This window comes from Sphingomonas aquatilis (genome assembly GCF_014196115.1).
In the GTDB taxonomy this organism is placed as follows: domain Bacteria; phylum Pseudomonadota; class Alphaproteobacteria; order Sphingomonadales; family Sphingomonadaceae; genus Sphingomonas; species Sphingomonas aquatilis.
The window spans coordinates 297976-313798 of sequence record NZ_JACIDB010000003.1 but is presented as its reverse complement, the minus strand read 5'-3'; the positions used below and the strand labels follow the sequence as shown (position 1 = coordinate 313798).

The 15823-nt window shown below is 68.5% G+C and carries 14 protein-coding genes; 3 read left to right on the top strand and 11 right to left on the bottom strand.

What is annotated here, in order from left to right; translation table 11 throughout:
* Positions 1–9: 9 nt before the first annotated feature.
* The 10 genes from murD to GGR47_RS10010 form a co-directional block, all read right to left on the bottom strand.
* Positions 10–1302, bottom strand: coding sequence for a UDP-N-acetylmuramoyl-L-alanine--D-glutamate ligase (murD, locus tag GGR47_RS10055; protein WP_147037091.1), 1293 nt, complete (start codon positions 1300–1302; stop codon positions 10–12).
* A 157-nt stretch (positions 1303–1459) separates the two neighbouring features.
* A complete protein-coding gene (gene mraY / locus GGR47_RS10050) occupies positions 1460–2530 on the bottom strand; it encodes a phospho-N-acetylmuramoyl-pentapeptide-transferase (protein ID WP_017979586.1) in 1071 nt (356 codons plus the stop codon).
* Positions 2531–3934, bottom strand: a complete 1404-nt coding sequence (locus GGR47_RS10045) for a UDP-N-acetylmuramoyl-tripeptide--D-alanyl-D-alanine ligase (protein ID WP_147036140.1) — start codon at positions 3932–3934, stop codon at positions 2531–2533.
* Between the two features lie 136 nt (positions 3935–4070).
* Positions 4071–5486, bottom strand: coding sequence for a UDP-N-acetylmuramoyl-L-alanyl-D-glutamate--2,6-diaminopimelate ligase (locus GGR47_RS10040; RefSeq protein ID WP_147036141.1), 1416 nt, complete (start codon positions 5484–5486; stop codon positions 4071–4073).
* A gap of 25 nt (positions 5487–5511) precedes the next feature.
* The gene (locus GGR47_RS10035) at positions 5512–7227 is read right to left on the bottom strand and encodes a peptidoglycan D,D-transpeptidase FtsI family protein (protein ID WP_017979589.1); all 1716 of its coding nucleotides are present in this window, start codon (positions 7225–7227) and stop codon (positions 5512–5514) included.
* The gene (locus tag GGR47_RS10030) at positions 7224–7859 is read right to left on the bottom strand and encodes a hypothetical protein (protein ID WP_063685825.1); all 636 of its coding nucleotides are present in this window, start codon (positions 7857–7859) and stop codon (positions 7224–7226) included. Before GGR47_RS10030 ends, GGR47_RS10035 begins: the two co-directional genes overlap by 4 nt.
* Positions 7856–8782 carry a 16S rRNA (cytosine(1402)-N(4))-methyltransferase RsmH gene (gene rsmH, locus GGR47_RS10025; RefSeq protein WP_147036142.1) on the bottom strand — a complete coding sequence of 309 codons (927 nt, stop codon included), beginning with the start codon at positions 8780–8782 and terminating at the stop codon, positions 7856–7858. The genes GGR47_RS10030 and rsmH overlap by 4 nt, the downstream gene beginning before the upstream one ends.
* Complete coding sequence (locus GGR47_RS10020) at positions 8775–9278, bottom strand: division/cell wall cluster transcriptional repressor MraZ (protein WP_024310403.1); 504 nt, start codon at positions 9276–9278, stop codon at positions 8775–8777. The genes rsmH and GGR47_RS10020 overlap by 8 nt, the downstream gene beginning before the upstream one ends.
* 301 nt (positions 9279–9579) lie before the next feature.
* A complete protein-coding gene (locus tag GGR47_RS10015; protein ID WP_371859736.1) occupies positions 9580–9849 on the bottom strand; it encodes a hypothetical protein in 270 nt (89 codons plus the stop codon).
* 206 nt (positions 9850–10055) lie between these two features.
* Positions 10056–11024 (bottom strand): cysteine synthase A, encoded by a 969-nt coding sequence (locus tag GGR47_RS10010; protein ID WP_147036143.1) that lies wholly within the window; start codon positions 11022–11024, stop codon positions 10056–10058.
* Positions 11025–11165: 141 nt separating this feature from the next.
* Between GGR47_RS10010 and GGR47_RS10005 the strand changes: the two genes are divergently transcribed.
* A complete protein-coding gene (locus GGR47_RS10005) occupies positions 11166–11552 on the top strand; it encodes a hypothetical protein (RefSeq protein WP_017979595.1) in 387 nt (128 codons plus the stop codon).
* A gap of 167 nt (positions 11553–11719) precedes the next feature.
* Entirely contained in the window at positions 11720–13819 is a 2100-nt protein-coding gene (locus tag GGR47_RS10000; protein ID WP_147036144.1) for a TonB-dependent siderophore receptor, read from the top strand.
* Between the two features lie 22 nt (positions 13820–13841).
* Here the strand turns inward: GGR47_RS10000 and GGR47_RS09995 are convergent, their stop codons facing one another.
* Positions 13842–14924 carry an alpha/beta hydrolase gene (locus GGR47_RS09995; protein WP_244305047.1) on the bottom strand — a complete coding sequence of 361 codons (1083 nt, stop codon included), beginning with the start codon at positions 14922–14924 and terminating at the stop codon, positions 13842–13844.
* A 101-nt stretch (positions 14925–15025) separates the two neighbouring features.
* On the opposite strand from GGR47_RS09995, the gene GGR47_RS09990 reads away from it, so the two are divergent.
* The gene (locus GGR47_RS09990) at positions 15026–15736 is read left to right on the top strand and encodes a ParA family protein (RefSeq protein WP_147036145.1); all 711 of its coding nucleotides are present in this window, start codon (positions 15026–15028) and stop codon (positions 15734–15736) included.
* Positions 15737–15823: the final 87 nt, after the last annotated feature.

Below are 15823 nucleotides of genomic sequence, written 5' to 3'. Positions count from 1 at the left end.
TGGCGCCCGTCATGCTAGAGCCTCGACAGCCGCGCGGAACGCAGCGCCCCGCGCCTCGTAATCGCGGAACTGGTCGAAACTAGCACAGGCCGGCGACAACAGCACGACCTCTCCGGGCTTGGCCGCAGCGGCGGCGGCGCGAACGGCGGTGGCAAGGTCGCCGCTGCGTTCGACATGGGGGAGCTTTGGCGTCAGGATGTCGGCGAACAGCTCGGCCGCCTCGCCGATCGTATAGGCCGCGACGACGTGGCTGAGGAACGGCGCGCAGGCGTCGAGATCGTCGCCCTTACGCTTGCCACCGAGAATCCAGTGGATGCGCTCGAATGCGCCGAGCGCGGGCGCGGTGCTTTCGGGGTTGGTCGCCTTGCTGTCGTCGATGAAGGCGACGCCGTTGCGCTCGGCGACGCGCTCCATGCGGTGTGGCAGGCCGGTGAAGGTTTCGAGCGCTGCGGACAGTTCGCCGGCGGGCACGTCGAGCCTCGCCGCGACGATACGTGCGGCGGCGACGTTCTGCGCATTGTGTGGACCGCGCAATGCGGGTCCGAACACCGCGCCGTTGTATTCAGCGGTCGACACTTCGATCAGATCGCCCCGATCGCGAAGCACGCCGGCAATGTTCCGCGTGGCGTCATCGTCGATGCCAACAACCGCGAGATGCCCCGCTGACTGCATCTCGAACAGCCGCGCCTTGGACCCCGCATAGCCCTCGAAGCCCTCATAGCGGTCGAGGTGATCTGGGGTGATATTGAGTAGCACCGCCACATCGCAGTCGAGCGTCTGCGTCAGGTCGATCTGGTAGCTCGACAGTTCGAGGACGTAGACGCCGCCGTCCGGCAGCGGCTCCTGCTCGAGGATCGGCAGGCCGATGTTGCCGCCCATCAGTGTCGGGACGCCCGCGGTCTTCAGAATATGATGGACCAGCGCGGTCGTGGTCGACTTGCCGTTGGTGCCGGTGATGCCGACGACCTTGTGCGGCGGCAGTTCGGCGCGCGCCTGGGCGAACAGTTCGATGTCGCCGATCACCGGCACGCCCGCGGCGCGCGCCTGGGCGACCAGCGGGTGGGTGTTGAGCGGCACGCCGGGCGAGACGACCAGCCCGGCCGCGCCGGTGAGGTCGAGGGCGGCGGGATCGTGGACGATGACGCCGTCGATCGCTTGCGCCCGTTCGCGAGCGGCGGGGTCGCTGTCCCACGCCACGACATAGGCGCCGGCTGCGGCGAGCGCGCGGACGGTCGCCATGCCGGAGCGGGCGAGGCCGAGGACGGCGTAGCGTTGGCCCTTCCAGGCGGTGGAGAGGATCATGCCGCGTCTGCCAAAGACGCGTCGTCACCCCGGACTTGGTCCGGGGTCCACTCTGCGGCGAGGGGGATGGCTAGAGCCTCAAAGCAATCCCGTGCGGCCCGGTGGACCCCGGAACGAGTCAGGGGTGACGGTGTGTTTGGGGCGACCGGCATCGTCCTCACCGCAGCTTCAGCGTGGACAGGCCGGCGAGGGCCAGCACCAGGCTGATGATCCAGAAGCGGATGACAACGGTCGGCTCGCTCCAGCCCAATTGTTCGAAATGATGGTGGATCGGCGCCATGCGGAACACGCGCTTGCCGGTGCGCTTGTAGAAGAACACCTGGATGATGACCGACAGCGCCTCGACGACGAACAGGCCGCCGATGATGCCCAGCACGATCTCATGGTGCGCGACGACCGCGATCGTGCCGAGTGCGCCGCCCAGCGCGAGGCTGCCGGTATCGCCCATGAATACCGCAGCGGGCGGTGCGTTGAACCACAGGAAGGCCAAGCCAGCGCCGACCACCGCGCCGCAGAAGATCGCGAGTTCGCCCGCGCCGGGAACGTGCGGAATGCCGAGGTAGGTGGCGAACTTCACGTTGCCCGCCAGATACACGATCAGCATAAACGCGACGGATGCGATGATGACCGGCATCGTCGCCAGGCCGTCGAGCCCGTCAGTCAGGTTCACCGCATTGCCGAAGGCGACGATGGTGAAGGCGGCGAACAGCGGGAAGGCATAACCGAGGTCGAGGTACAGTCGGTCGGTGAACGGCAGATACAGGTGCGGGCCGTTCTGCTGCATGATGATCCACGATGCGATGCCGGCGATGGCGAATTCGAGCAGCAGCCGCGTCTTGCCCGACACGCCGGCGGTGCTCGCCTTCCTAACCTTGTCGTAATCGTCGAGGAAGCCGATCGCGCCGAAGCCGAGCGTCACGAACAGACAGGCCCAGACATAGGGGTTGCTGAGGTCCATCCAGATCAGGATCGCCAGCGCCATGCTGGTCAGGATCATCAGTCCGCCCATCGTCGGCGTGCCCCGCTTGGCGAGGTGCGTCTGCGGGCCGTCGGCGCGGATCGGCTGCCCCTTGCCCTGGCGGACGCGCAACCAGCCGATGAAGCGCGGCCCGATGATCAGGCCGATGAACAGCGCGGTCGCCACCGCCGCGCCCGTCCGGAAGGACTGGTAGCGGATAAGGTTCAGCAGTCCGGTGAAGCCCAGGTGCTCGGCGATCCAGTACAGCATTTACGTTCCGCCCCCCATGCGATCTGCGATCGCAACACCTGCCTCCAGCCCCGCGACCAGGCGCGACAGGCCGACACCATTAGACCCTTTGACGAGTACCGCGTCTCCTGCCCGGACCAGGTTCTTCAGCCGGTCGAGCGCCGTCGCAGCATCCGGCACATGCATGATGTCGACGCGTCCCTCAAGGGCCTGCGCCAGCGGCGCCATCGCTTCGCCGACGAGCAGCGCCGTTTCGACGCGCGCGGCCAGGATCGGTTCGGCGAGGGCGGCATGATAGGCGGTGGAATCGTCGCCGAGCTCGCGCATCTCACCCAGCACCGCAACGTGCCGGCCGGGCTCCTCCGCCAGCACCGCCAGCGTCGCGCGCATCGAGGCGGGGTTGGCGTTGTAGCTTTCGTCGATGACCAGCATCTCGCCCTCACCGACGCGCGTGGTGCGTCGCAGGCCCCGCCCGGCGAGCCCGCCCATCTCGGCAAGCGCGAGGCCGGCACGGGCGAGGTCGGCGCCGGCGGTATCGACCGCCGCCAGCACGGCCAGCGCGTTCGACACCCAGTGCATACCCGGCTGCGACAAGGTGAACGACAGCTCGCGGGCGCCGACCTTCGCGGTGACGAACGACCCGCCCGAGGGCAGACGCATCGCCTCGACCGCGTGGACGTCGGCGCCCTTGGTCAGGCCGAAGGTGACGGTGCGCGCAGCACAGGGCGCGGCGGCCGCCATCAGCCGGTCGCGGTGCGGGCTGTCATAGGGGACGATGGCGACGCCGCCCGGCTCAAGACCCTGGAAGATCTCGCCCTTGGCATCGGCGATGGCGCTCTCGTCGGCGAAGAATTCGGTGTGGGCAGGCGCGATGGCGGTGACGATCGCGATGTGTGGGCGCACCAGGCGGGTGAGCTGCGACAGCTCGCCCGCGTGGTTCATGCCCATCTCGAACACGCCGACTTTCGTGTCGCGCGGCATGCGCGCGAGGCTGAGCGGCACGCCGGTGTGGTTGTTGTAGCTCTTGACCGAGCGATGCACCGCGCCGGTCAGCGAGCGGTCGAGCGCGGCGAACAGCGCCTCCTTGGCGCTGGTCTTCCCCACCGAGCCGGTGACGCCGATCACCGCGCCGCTCATGCGGGCGCGGGCGGCGCGGCCGAGGTCGTTCAGGGCCGCGAAGGTATCGGCGACGCGGACGTGCGGATGGGGCGTGTCGGCGGAGACGATCGCGCCGGCGGCCCCTTGCGCGAAGGCCTGATCGAGGAAGCGGTGGCCGTCGGTGCTGTCGCCGGTGAGCGCGATGAACAGGTCGCCCGGGCCGACCTCACGGCTGTCGAATGCGACGCCGGTGACGGCGAAGTCGGTGGAGGCGGTGCCCGACGTGGCAGCGGCGAGTTCGGTGGCGGTCCAGAGGGGACGCATCATCGCCCAACTCCTTCGTCACCCCGGACTAGTTCCGGGGTCCACCAGTCCGCGAGGGGCGGGCAAGAGCCTCCAGCCATCCCCCTCGCCGCGGAGTGGACCCCGGAACTAGTCCGGGGTGACGAAGAGTACACGCCCCTCACGCCGCATACTCCCGGGCCACGCTGACGTCGTCGAACGGCAGCACTAGGTCGCCGACGATCTGTCCCTGTTCGTGGCCCTTGCCGGCAATCAGCACGATATCCTGCGGGCCGGCTTCGCGGATCGCGGTGGCGATGGCTTCGCGGCGGTCGCCGATCTCGCGGGCGTCGGGCGCGCCCTTCAGGATCGCGGCGCGGATCGCAGCGGCGTCCTCGGTGCGGGGATTGTCGTCGGTGACAATGGCGAGGTCCGCCTGCATCTGCGCGACCTGCCCCATCGTCTCGCGCTTGCCCGCGTCGCGGTCGCCGCCCGCACCGAAGACCACAATCAACCGGCCGCCAGCATGCGGCTTCAGCGCGGCGATCGCCGCCTCCAGCGCGTCGGGTGTGTGGGCATAGTCGACATAGACAGGCGCGCCGCCGCGCGCGATCGCCGCACGCTCCAGCCGCCCGCGTACGGGTTGCAGGCGGGCAAGGTTGGCGATCGTCTGCGTCACGTCGCCGCCGGTCGCGATGACCAGTCCCGCCGCGACGAGCGCGTTCGCCGCCTGATAGCCGCCGATCAGCGGCAGCGTGACGCGATGTATCGTGCCCTCCGCCTCGATCACCAGCCCCTGCCCCAGCAAGGTCGGATCGCGCTCGACCAGGCGCAGCGTGCTACCGCGTTCGCCGACCGTCACAAGCCGGTTGCCGCGCGCCTGGGCGAGATCGATCACCCGCGCCGATTCGACGTCGTCCGCCCAGACGACCGCGGCGCCATCGGGGCTGAGCACTTCGGAAAACAGCCGCAGCTTGGCGGTGAGATAGGCGCCCATGTCGCCATGATAGTCGAGGTGGTCGCGGCTGAGGTTGGTGAAGGCCGCCGCGGCGACGCGCAGCCCCTCGGTGCGATACTGCGTCAGGCCGTGGCTCGACGCCTCGAAGGCGACATGCGTCACGCCCTCGCGCGCCAGCCCGGCGACGTTGGAGAGGAAGGTGACGACGTCCGGCGTCGTCAGCCCAGTCGTCACGCGCTCGTCGGCGGTGGTGACGCCCAGCGTCCCGATCGAGGCGGCATGCTCGCCCGCCATCCGCCACAATTGCCGCGTCATTTCGACGGTGGAGGTCTTGCCGTTGGTGCCGGTCACGGCCACCGCGACATCGGGAAACGGCGCGAAGAACTGCGCGGCAAGCTGCGCGAAGCGTTCGCGCGGGCTGTCGGACGGGATTGCCACCGCCCCCTCCACCGGCACGCCCGGCCGCGTCACGACGGCGATCGCACCCGACCGCACCGCGTCGGCGATATACTCTTCGCCATTCACCCGCGCGCCCTGAAACGCGCCGAAGACTGTGCCCGGCGCGACCTTGCGATGGTCGATCGCAAAGCCGGTGACCACCGCCTCTTCACTCCCGCCGGTGAGCGTCCCCAGCTTCATGTCGCGCTCCTCAATAGTCGGCTCGTCAATTGCCGTTCGCCTGCTTCGGCGGCGTCTCCTGCCAGATCAGCGGCATCATGTCAGCGACGTCGATATCGCGCTGCGCATCGGGCACCACACCCAACATCGATCCGACGCGCGCGATCGTGCGGCCGACGACGGGCGCGGCGTTCCAGGCGGCGGTCTTCCACCCGCCCGTTTCCTTCGTGCCCTGCGGCGAATCAAGCATCGCGAGCACGACATATTTCGGCGCGTCCATCGGAAAGGCCGCAGCGAAGGTCGCGACGTTGCGCGAATGGTCGTAGCCGCCCGCGACCGCCGCCTCGGCGGTGCCGGTCTTGCCGCCGACGCGATAGCCGGGCGCGTCGCCCTTGCGGCCCGTGCCGCGCATGACGATCAGCCGCAGCATCTGGCGCATCTTGTAGCTGGTCGCCTCGCTGATGACGCGGCGGCCGGCGGGGGCTTGGCCGGGCGCGATCTTCATCAGCGTCGCCGGGCGCCAGATGCCGCCGTTGACCAGAGCCGCATAAGCGCTGGCGAGATGCAGCGGCGTCACCGCGATGCCGTGACCATAGGCCGTCGTCATCGTCGTCGTCCGCGCCCAGTACCGCGGCCACAGCGGCCGGCCCTTTTCGCGCAATTCGATGTCGGGCCGGGTGTCGAAGCCCAGCTTGCGGAACATCGTCTGCATCTTCTGCGGACCCACCTCGTCGGCGATGCGCGCGGTGGCGATGTTGGACGAATAGATCAGCGTTTCGGGCATCGACAGCCAGCGCTGCGGATCGCCGCGCTCGTCATGGATGGTGAAGCCGCCGACCTTCAGCGGATGCGTCGCGTCGAACTTGCGGTTCATCGTGATCGTGCCGGTGTCGATCGCGGTCGCGACGGTGATCGGCTTGAAGGTCGAGCCCAGCTCGAACACGCTCTGCGTGGTGAGGTTGCGCAGCTCCTCGCTGCCCGCCATGCCGACGCGATTGGGGTTGAACGTCGGCAGCGACACCATCGCGAGCACTTCGCCGGTATGGACGTCCATCACGATGCCACCCGCCCCGCGCGCGGAGAAGGTGCCCATCGCGCGGCCGAGCTCGCTTTCCATCGCCGCCTGCACGCGCGCGTCGATCGCCAGCGCGACCGGCTTGCCCGCTTGCGCCGGATCGAGCAGGCGCTCGTCGAGCACGCGCTCCATGCCGCTCATGCCGTGGCCGTCGGTCGACAGGAAGCCGAGCGCATGCGCCGCCATCGTCGACTGCGGGTACAGGCGCTGTGTTTCGCGCGCGAAAACCAAAGCCGGCTCGCCGATTGCATTCACCTGCTCGACCAGCGCCGGGCTGGCGCGGCGCTGGAGGTAGACGAAGCTGATATTGCGGGTGAGCTGGTGATAGAACCACGCCTGGTCGCCGCGATCGGGCATCAGCGCCGCGAGCCGGGCGGCGATCTCCATCTTGTCGCCGATGATCTTGTTCGGGTGGACCGCGATCGTCCACGCATCGATCGTCCGGGCGAGCGGCGCGCCGTTGCGATCGACGATATCGCCGCGCGCCGCCAGTGCCGCCGTCCGCGCCGCCGCCTCGCCGCCCGACAGGATGCCGAGCATCGCCAGCCGGCCGATGATCAGGACCACCGCCGCCGCGAACAGCATCATCAGCATCATCAGCCGCATATGCGACGTCGCGACCAGCGCGTGACGCTGGCCGGCGCTGCGATGCTGGGCCTGAGCCGGACGGGCGACGATGACGGTCAACGTTTGCGGGCCTCGGCGCGCGCGCTGCTAAGGATATCGCCCAGCGTGCTGTCAGACAGCAGCTTCTTGTCGAGCATCGCGACCGCTTCGGGCCGCACCTTCGCCACCGCCGCCTTGGCGCGGGCCGCCTCGTTCAGCTTCGCGAGCATCGGCGCGCTCTTTTCGATGGCGGCGACCTTGATCACCGCGCGCTGCGCCTTGGGCATGGCGGCGGCGACCTGCACCACGGCGGGGGCCGGCGTGGCGGCGGGCGCGGCGGCGCTGACGCCCGGCTGCGACGGCACGACCAGCGACGCCATTTGCATCCCGGACTTGCCATCCGTGGGCACGCCCACCTGATTGACGTCGAGGCTGGCGAGCGCCGCCTCGTCCGTCACGAACTGGCCCGCGGTCGGCGCGGCGAGCGACAGCGTCTCACCGTTCCACTTTTCGAGCTGGGCGAGGTTGGCACGCGTTTCGAACTCCGTCTCCAGCGCACGGATATCGCGCTGCGCGGCATCGATCTTGCGATCCATGCTCTCGAGCTTCTTGCGCTCGGTCGCGACCTGCAGCGAGACCAGGTAGAAACCGAGGACGATGGCGACACAGCCACCGAACCATCCGATCCCCTTCAACCGATACGCCGCCGTCATGCCGTCACCTCTTCATTCCATGCAGGGGCGGCCGTCCGGATGGCGGTCCGCAATGTTGCCGATCGTGCGCGCGGATTGCGCGCGAGTTCCGCCTCGCCGGCACGGATGCCGCGGCCGACGGTCGCGAAACTGGGTGCCCGCGTCGCGCCCGCCTGCGGCAGATGCCGCGAGCCGCCGGGCGTGTTGCCCGAGCGTTCACGCAGGAAGCGCTTGACCATGCGATCCTCCAGGCTGTGGAACGTCACTACCGCCAGCCGGCCGCCAGGCTTGAGCAGCCGCTCGGCGGCGGCGAGGCCGTCGGCCAGCTCGCCCAATTCTCGGTTCACATGGATACGGATCGCCTGGAAGGTCCGCGTCGCCGGATCCTTCTTGTCGTGCGGCCGGTGGCCCAGTGCCTTGCGCACGACGGCCGCCAGTTCGCCCGTACGGGTCAGCGGCCGCGCGGCGACGATCGCGCGCGCGACGCGGCGCGACTTGGGCTCGTCGCCATACTGGTACAGCACGTCGGCGATCGCATCCTCGTCGGCGGTGTTGAGGAAATCCGCCGCGCTGGGGCCATCCTGCGCCATCCGCATGTCGAGCGGTCCGTCAGACTGGAACGAAAAGCCGCGCTCCGCCTGATCGAGCTGCATCGACGACACGCCGATATCCATCGCCAGGCCATCGACGGGCGCATCGATCGCCGCCTCCATCGCGGAAAAGTCGCTGTGGACCAGCGTCAACCCCTCGATACCAGCCGCCCGTCCTTCCCGAATCGCGTCGGGGTCGCGATCGAAGGCGATGACGGTGGCACCGGTCTTCAGGATCGCGCGCGTGTAGCCGCCCGCGCCGAAGGTGGCATCGACCATCACCTCGCCCGGGGCGGGGGCGAGTGCGGCGACCACTTCGTCGAGCAGCACGGGGATGTGGGGCGCGTCAGTCAAGCGGCACCCCCTTGTCCTGGCAGTAATAGCGACAGGCGGCGACCATCTGGGGCGCGATGCCCGGCGTCGAAAGCAGCGTCTTGGGGTCCCAGATCTCGATATAGTCGAGCGTGCCCCAGAAGAAGGCGTGCGCGCCGATATTGGCGTAGAAGCGCGGAAATCCGGGCATGATGAACCGGCCGGAGCCGTCGAAGGGCACCGCCTCGCCGTTCGCGCCGCCGCGCTTGATATTGTGGTCGATCTTGCCGTCGGCGCCGCGCGACAGGGCGACGCGCTCGTTTAGTTCGCGCTTCAGTTCGGCGATATAAGCGGGATCATAGGCGATCAGGCAGGGCTGATCCTCATGCGCAGCGATGATGACGGTGCCGCCGTCCTTGCCGTCGGCGCGCGGCGCGTTGGCGGCCAGCGTGTGGCGGAGCGCATTGGGGATGGCGACGCGTCCCTTGTCATCGACAAGAGCGAGTCCACTTCCCTGATAGTCGCCCCTTTCCAACACGCCCGTCTCGCACCCTGACGCGCACGGCTCATCGTCTGGAAAGTCGGATTTTCACCGCCTCCCATACATCTGCGCCCAAACGCAAACGATGATGCCTGCCCCGTTGTTAACTGTCGCTACCAACAGCCAACCGGGGATGCAACGGGATTTTTGGGGATGAGCGGGGAAAAGCCCCCTGACGGCGGCTAAATGGGCGGGAAAGACCCCCATGGTGGCATGGATGCCACAGCCGCCAACCACCCGTACGGGCGTGCGATTCCGCCGGCGCGGGGCGCCGTCCCCGGTTTTCCCCGAAAATGGATCATCGTGCGGCTTGCGCGTTGCCCGTGGCCGGCGCGACGCCGAGTTCGGCGAGTGGTTCGCCCGAGGCATCGGCCGCCGCTGCGGCGCCGGCATTGGTCATGGCGATATTCGCGACGACGTCGGCCTGGGCGGATCCGGCGGTGGCGATGGGCTTTTCGCGCGTTGCCGACCCCAGAATCGCGGTGGCGATCGCGATGAGCATGACGACGGCGACAAGGCCGATCACGCCGACCTTGATCCGTTGCATCGTCTGTTGAGTGTCTCGCACGGCTCTCATCTTGTCGTGCGGCTGTACCGCTTTGTCGGGCACTTGTCGATTGGGCGGCGAGTCGGGGGCGCTTTCCGCCCATTCTCCCGTCACCCCGGACTCGTTCCGGGGTCCACTCCGCGGCTAGGGGAGTGGCTCGAGGCGCAGGCCGCCCCCGCGCGGATGGGTGGACCCCGGAACACGTCCGGGGTGACGGGGGAGTAGTGTTACGCCAACCCCTTCTCCGCCCGCCAAGCCGGATCATGCAGCGTCGACAGATAACGAAAGCCCGTGTCGCACAGGATCGTCGCGATCCGTTTACCCGGCCCCAAATGCTCCGCCAGCCGCACCGCGCCCGCGACGTTGATGCCCGACGACAGACCCAGGCACAGCCCTTCCTCGTCGAGCAGGCGGCGAACCCAGTGATAGCCCTCCTGGTCGGAGATGCGGAACTGCGTGTCGATCGGCGCGCCTTCCAGATTGGCGGTGATCCGCCCCTGCCCGATCCCCTCGGCGACCGACGATCCCTCGCTGCGCAATTCGCCGTGCGCGTAATAGTCGTATAGCGCCGCGCCGTGCGGATCGCTGAGCGCGATGCAGATGCTTTCGTCCTTCGCCTTCAGCCCCAGGCCGACGCCCGCGATCGTGCCGCCGGTGCCCGCCGCGCAGGTGAAGCCGTCGATCCGCCCGTCCATCTGCTGCCAGATCTCTTCCGCCGTGCCGACGATGTGCGCGCGGCGATTGGCAACATTGTCAAACTGGTTCGCCCAGATCGCATTGTCGCGTTCCTCCGCGATGCGGCGGCTGGTGTGGACGAAGTGGCAGGGGCTGGAATAGGGCGCCGCCGGCACCAGCACCAGCTCGGCCCCCAGCGCACCCAGCGTGTCCATCTTCTCGCGGCTTTGCGTTTCGGGCATCACGATGATCGTGCGATAGCCCTTGGCATTGGCGACCAGCGCCAGACCGATGCCGGTATTGCCCGCCGTGCCTTCGACGATAGTCCCGCCGGGATGCAGCACGCCGCGCGCCTCCGCATCCTCGACGATGCCCAGCGCCGCGCGATCTTTCACGCTCGCGCCGGGATTGGCGAATTCGCATTTGCCGAAGATGTCGCAGCCGCTCGCCTCGCTCGGCCCCTTCAGCCGGACGAGGGGCGTGTTGCCGATCAGGGCAAGCGTGTCTGGGGTCGTATGCATGCCCGCTAGATGGCGCGTGGCCGGGCCTGCGACAAGCAAAGCTGCACTTGGGAAGCGCAAAGCCGCGCGATCAACCGAACGACCAAAACCGACGGATCGCCTTGACGCTCCCCCTTCGCATGCGCAAAGCGTGCCCTCGCTATGAAGAGCCTCCCCCTGTTCGCCGCCACCGCCGCGCTTCTCGCGCTGGCCGCCTGCAACTCCAAGCCCGCGCAGCCGGACGTGCTGGATTCGAATCCGGATCCGATGGCCAACCAGCTCGCCAACCGCGCGCCGGTGGAACTGCCGCCCGCGATCAAGGCGGAAAAGACCTTCCGCTGCAAGGACAACAGCCTGCTGTACGTGACGCTGTTCGACGGCGACAAGCTCGCCCTCGTCAAGACGTCGCAGACCGGCACGCCGACCCGCCTGACCGCCGAAAAGGCCGGCGAGCCGCTGACCGCTGAGGGTGGTTGGAAGCTGACCGGCAATGCGTCGAACATCACCGTGTCGCAGCCGGGCAAGGCCTCGCAGACCTGCAAGTCGTAAGCCACGACGGACCGACTTTTCACAAGGGCCGGCGGAGCGATCCGCCGGCCCTTTTCTTATGCGCGGCGCACGGCCACCCTTCCCACATTGCTATTGCGAACGATCCGCAAGTTCAGTAGCTGGCCGTCGAGACCGGAACTGTCCGGCCGATTCCAGGAATTTGCTGCGTGATCCTTGCACACGACCGGCGCGTCGCCGTGTCCGTTCTTGCCATCGCCTTCGGGCTTGCGGCGCCGGCCATGGCGCAGACCACCGACGGCGATGCGCCCTCGCCCGAGACCCCTGCCGACATCATCGTCACTGCGCGCTCGGCCAACGCCAGCATCATCGGCAGCCGCACGCCGCTGCTCCGCTACCCGCAATCGGTGCGCGTGCTGGACGGGGACGACCTGACGCCGCTCAACGCCACGCGTTTGCAGGATGCGCTGGATTATGCGGGCGGCGTCACCCGCCAGAACGATTTCGGCGGCCTGTGGGACAAATATGCGATCCGCGGCTTCGCGGGCGACGAGAACACCGGCCCTGATATCCTGATCAACCGCTTCGGCAGCAACCTCGGCTATAATCCGCCGGTCGACAGCGCGACGATCGAACGCGTCGAGGTGATGAAGGGCGCGAGCGCCGCCTTGTCCGGCCGCGGCGAGCCGGGCGGATCGATCAACATCGTCACCAAGGCGCCGCTCGATCACGCGCATGCCGCCGTCAGCGCGATGGTCGGCAGCTGGGATCAGCGGCGCGTGACGGGCGACGTCGGCGGCCCGATCGCCGATGGCCTGTCCGTCCGCCTGATCGGCGTCATGGAAGACCATGACAGCTTCCGCGACCATGTCGGCGGATCGCGCCGCCTGATCGCGCCCTCGATCGCCTGGACGCCCGCGCCGGGGCTGCGCCTGCTGTATCAAGCCGAATATATGCGCAACCGGTCGGTGCTCGATCGCGGCGTGGTCGGCATTGGCGGCAACGCCCGCGCGATGGATCGCACCACCTTCCTCGGCGAGCCGGCGGACGGCCGCATCACGCAGCGTATCCTGTGGCAACAGGCGAGCCTGTTCGCCGATCTGGGATCGGGTATCGGCCTGGAGCTGGGCGGCAGCCAGCGCGACGGGTCGCTGCGTGGCTTCGGCACGATGGTCGATTTCGGCGCCCGCGGTCTGCAAAGCGACGGGCGCACCGCCGGACGCGACCGACGCTACCATGACTTTGCATGGAACGACCTGTCGTTGCGTGCCGAACTGACCGGGCGGCTTCGCCTGCTCGGGCTCGATCACGACCTGCGCGTCGGCGTCGATCGCGTGCGGCATGCGCTCGACTTCCGGCTCGATCGCGCACGCGGCACGACCACGCGGCCGATCCTGCTGATCGATCTGTTCGCCCCCGTCTACGGCCAGCCGCTTCCGACCCCGCCCGCCTCGCTCAGCCGCACCGCATCGTTTCGCAGCGAAAGCCTCTACGTGCAGGACGTCATCCGGCGCGGGCCCCTCACCTTGCTGCTCGGCGCACGATGGAACAGCTTTCGCGAGGACGTCTTCAACCGGCTGACCGCCCGCGAACTCGACACGCGCGATGCTGGCGTCACGCCGCGTGCGGCAGTCTCGTGGCAAATCCGGGAGGGCGTATCGCTTTACGCCAGCCGGGGCGATTCGCTGCGGCTCAACCCGTCCGACGGCACGGCGACGTTCGATGCCGAACGCAGCCATTCGACCGAGGCGGGGGTCAAGGTCAGCCTGTTCCAGCGCCGCCTGACCGGCACCGCCGCCGTGTTCGACATGGAGAAGCGCAACGTCCTCAACCCCAATTCGGTCGATCCATTCGTCAAAAGCCAGATCGGCCGGCAGCGGTCGCGCGGCGTGGAGGCGGAACTCACCTATGTCCGCCCCGACGATCTCTACGTCACCGCCGCCTATACCTATGTCGACGCGACGATCCGCAACGATCAGGACCGCACGCTGATCGGCAAGCCGCTGTCGAACGTGCCGCGCCATGCGGGCAGCCTGTTCGCGCTAAAGACGGTCGGCCGTCTGGGCGTGGGCGGAGGGATCACGTATGTGGGCACGCGCGCCGGCGATCCGTTCGGCACCAGCTACCGCCTGCCCGCCTATACGATCGCGCGCGCGACGCTGAGCTATGCCGTCACGCCGCGGCTCAGCGTGCGGGCGGACGTCGATAACCTGTTCGACACCTATTATATCGCCAGTTCGTACGCGAACGTGTGGACCGTTCCCGGTGCGCCGCGCAACGTGCGCGTGACACTGGCGAGCCGGTTCTAGGATTGATCCGCGGCCGGACCGGTCACAGCATGCCGATATCGCGCAGCCACTGCTTGAGCGCCCCCGGCCATTCGCGCGTCACCGGGTCGGCGCTCGGACGCATTCCGAAGGCGTGGCCGCCTTTGGCGTACAGGCGCATGTCGACCGGCACGCCCGCGTCGGTCAGCGCCAGGGCATAGGCCATGGGCTGGCGGATCGGGTCGGTAGAATCGTTCATCGCATGCAGGATGAAGGTCGGCGGCGCCTTGGGGCTGATCGTCACCCATGGCTGCAATTCCAGGCTGTTGCGGCCCTTGCTGTCGTCGAGCATGCGCGCGGTATAGGCGATCACCGCAAAGTCGGGGCGCGGCGATTGCCGATCGGCGGCGTCGGCGATGGGATAGGTCCGCGCCTCGGTATTGCTCATCGCCGCGGCCAGATAGGCGCCGGCCGAAAAGCCGATGACGCCAATGCGATGCGGATCGATGCCATAGCGCGCCGCCCGCACGCGCAGCAGCCCCATCGCGCGCTGCGCATCCTCCAGCCCCAGCAGCACCTTGGGCCGCTGCCGCCGGCCGTTCACCACCGGCCATGCTTGCGGCACCCGGTATTTCAGCACCGCGCAGGTGATCCCCTGCCGCACCGCCCAATCGCAGATTTCGGTCCCCTCCAGGTCCATCGCGACGACGGTGAAGCCGCCGCCCGGCAGCACCAGCATGGCCGTGCCCGTGTTGCGCCCCTGCGGCCGGAACACCGTCATCGTCGGCCGCGTGATCGATCCCGCCCAATGCCACATCCGCCCGCCGACGATCGCCGAACCGTTGCCGGTTTCCTCCGGCGCATTGCCGCTGTCCGGCTTGGCGAGCGGGACGGTGGCCGCCCATAATAGCTCCTGTCGCCCACCCACCGGCGCCTGCCACACGCCGGGCCGCGAAACGATCGGCACGGTCTTGCGCACCGGCGTGGATGCCCGCCCACCCGTCGACGATGCAAGCGACGCGGCAAGCAGGATCGCAGACCCAAGGACGGCACGGCGCAGCATATCGAACTCCCGATCCGGATGGTGACGCAGCGCATCGCCACCCGATGCCGCCGCGTCTTGCGTCCGGCCCGTATCGGGCGGCATCGCGCCCGACAAAGCACCTTTGCTCGGGCCAGCCCCCAGCTTTCCTCATGACGCGGATCGCGCATTGCCCCATCGGGTCCAGAACGGTACGATCCCGCCCCATGGCAACGATCGCGATCTACAGTTCGAAGGGCGGCGTCGGCAAAACCACGCTGGCCGTCAATCTGGCCTATTGCGCCGCCACCCTGTCGAAGCGACGCACCGCCTTGTGGGACCTCGATCCCCAGGCGGCGAGCAGCTGGGTGCTGGGCCGCGATCCTGCTGGTGATCAGGCACGTGCGTTGTTCACGAAGGATACGAAGGTCGCGCGCCACGCCCGGCCGACCGAGATCGCGAAGCTCGATCTGATCCCCGCCGACGCATCATTGCGCGACCTCGACGTGCTCCTGCACGATCTCGGCAAGAAAAGGCGGCTCGACAAGCTGGTCGCCGACCTCGGCAGTTACGATCACGTCCTGCTCGATTGTCCGCCGGGGCTCACCGAAACCAGCGAACAGGTGATCCGCGCCGCCGACCTGATCGTCATGCCGATCATCCCCTCCGCCCTCGCGCAGCGCGCCGCAGAGGAAGTGGTGCGCCATCTCGGCGGCAAGGTGCCGGTGCTGCCCGTCCACATGATGGTCGACCGCCGCCGCCGCCTGCACGCCGCCGCGCTCGCCGCGCAGCCCGACTGGCCCACGATCCCGATGGCGAGTGCGGTCGAGGCGATGGCAGATCACCGCGCGCCCGTCGCCACCTATGCGCCGCGCAGCGCCGCCGCGACCGCCTTCGCCGAGCTGTGGCGCGCGATCGAAAAGCGGGTGGCGCGCTGATCCGACGCGCGATGCGGGTCGCCCGGATCTAGATCGTACGGGCTTGACGGTCGTCCGGCCGGAGCGGCCCACCTTGCCATCGCCCCC

What these genes read in the sequence shown, in the direction of transcription:
- murD (WP_147037091.1), bottom strand. Translation starts at nt 1,302, where the DNA reads ATGATCCTCTCCACCGCCTGGAAGGGCCAACGCTACGCCGTCCTCGGC.
- mraY (WP_017979586.1), bottom strand. Translation starts at nt 2,530, where the DNA reads ATGCTGTACTGGATCGCCGAGCACCTGGGCTTCACCGGACTGCTGAAC.
- GGR47_RS10045 (WP_147036140.1), bottom strand. Translation starts at nt 3,934, where the DNA reads ATGATGCGTCCCCTCTGGACCGCCACCGAACTCGCCGCTGCCACGTCG.
- GGR47_RS10040 (WP_147036141.1), bottom strand. Translation starts at nt 5,486, where the DNA reads ATGAAGCTGGGGACGCTCACCGGCGGGAGTGAAGAGGCGGTGGTCACC.
- GGR47_RS10030 (WP_063685825.1), bottom strand. Translation starts at nt 7,859, where the DNA reads ATGACGGCGGCGTATCGGTTGAAGGGGATCGGATGGTTCGGTGGCTGT.
- GGR47_RS10010 (WP_147036143.1), bottom strand. Translation starts at nt 11,024, where the DNA reads ATGCATACGACCCCAGACACGCTTGCCCTGATCGGCAACACGCCCCTC.
- GGR47_RS10005 (WP_017979595.1), top strand. Translation starts at nt 11,166, where the DNA reads ATGAAGAGCCTCCCCCTGTTCGCCGCCACCGCCGCGCTTCTCGCGCTG.
- GGR47_RS09995 (WP_244305047.1), bottom strand. Translation starts at nt 14,924, where the DNA reads ATGCCGCCCGATACGGGCCGGACGCAAGACGCGGCGGCATCGGGTGGC.
- GGR47_RS09990 (WP_147036145.1), top strand. Translation starts at nt 15,026, where the DNA reads ATGGCAACGATCGCGATCTACAGTTCGAAGGGCGGCGTCGGCAAAACC.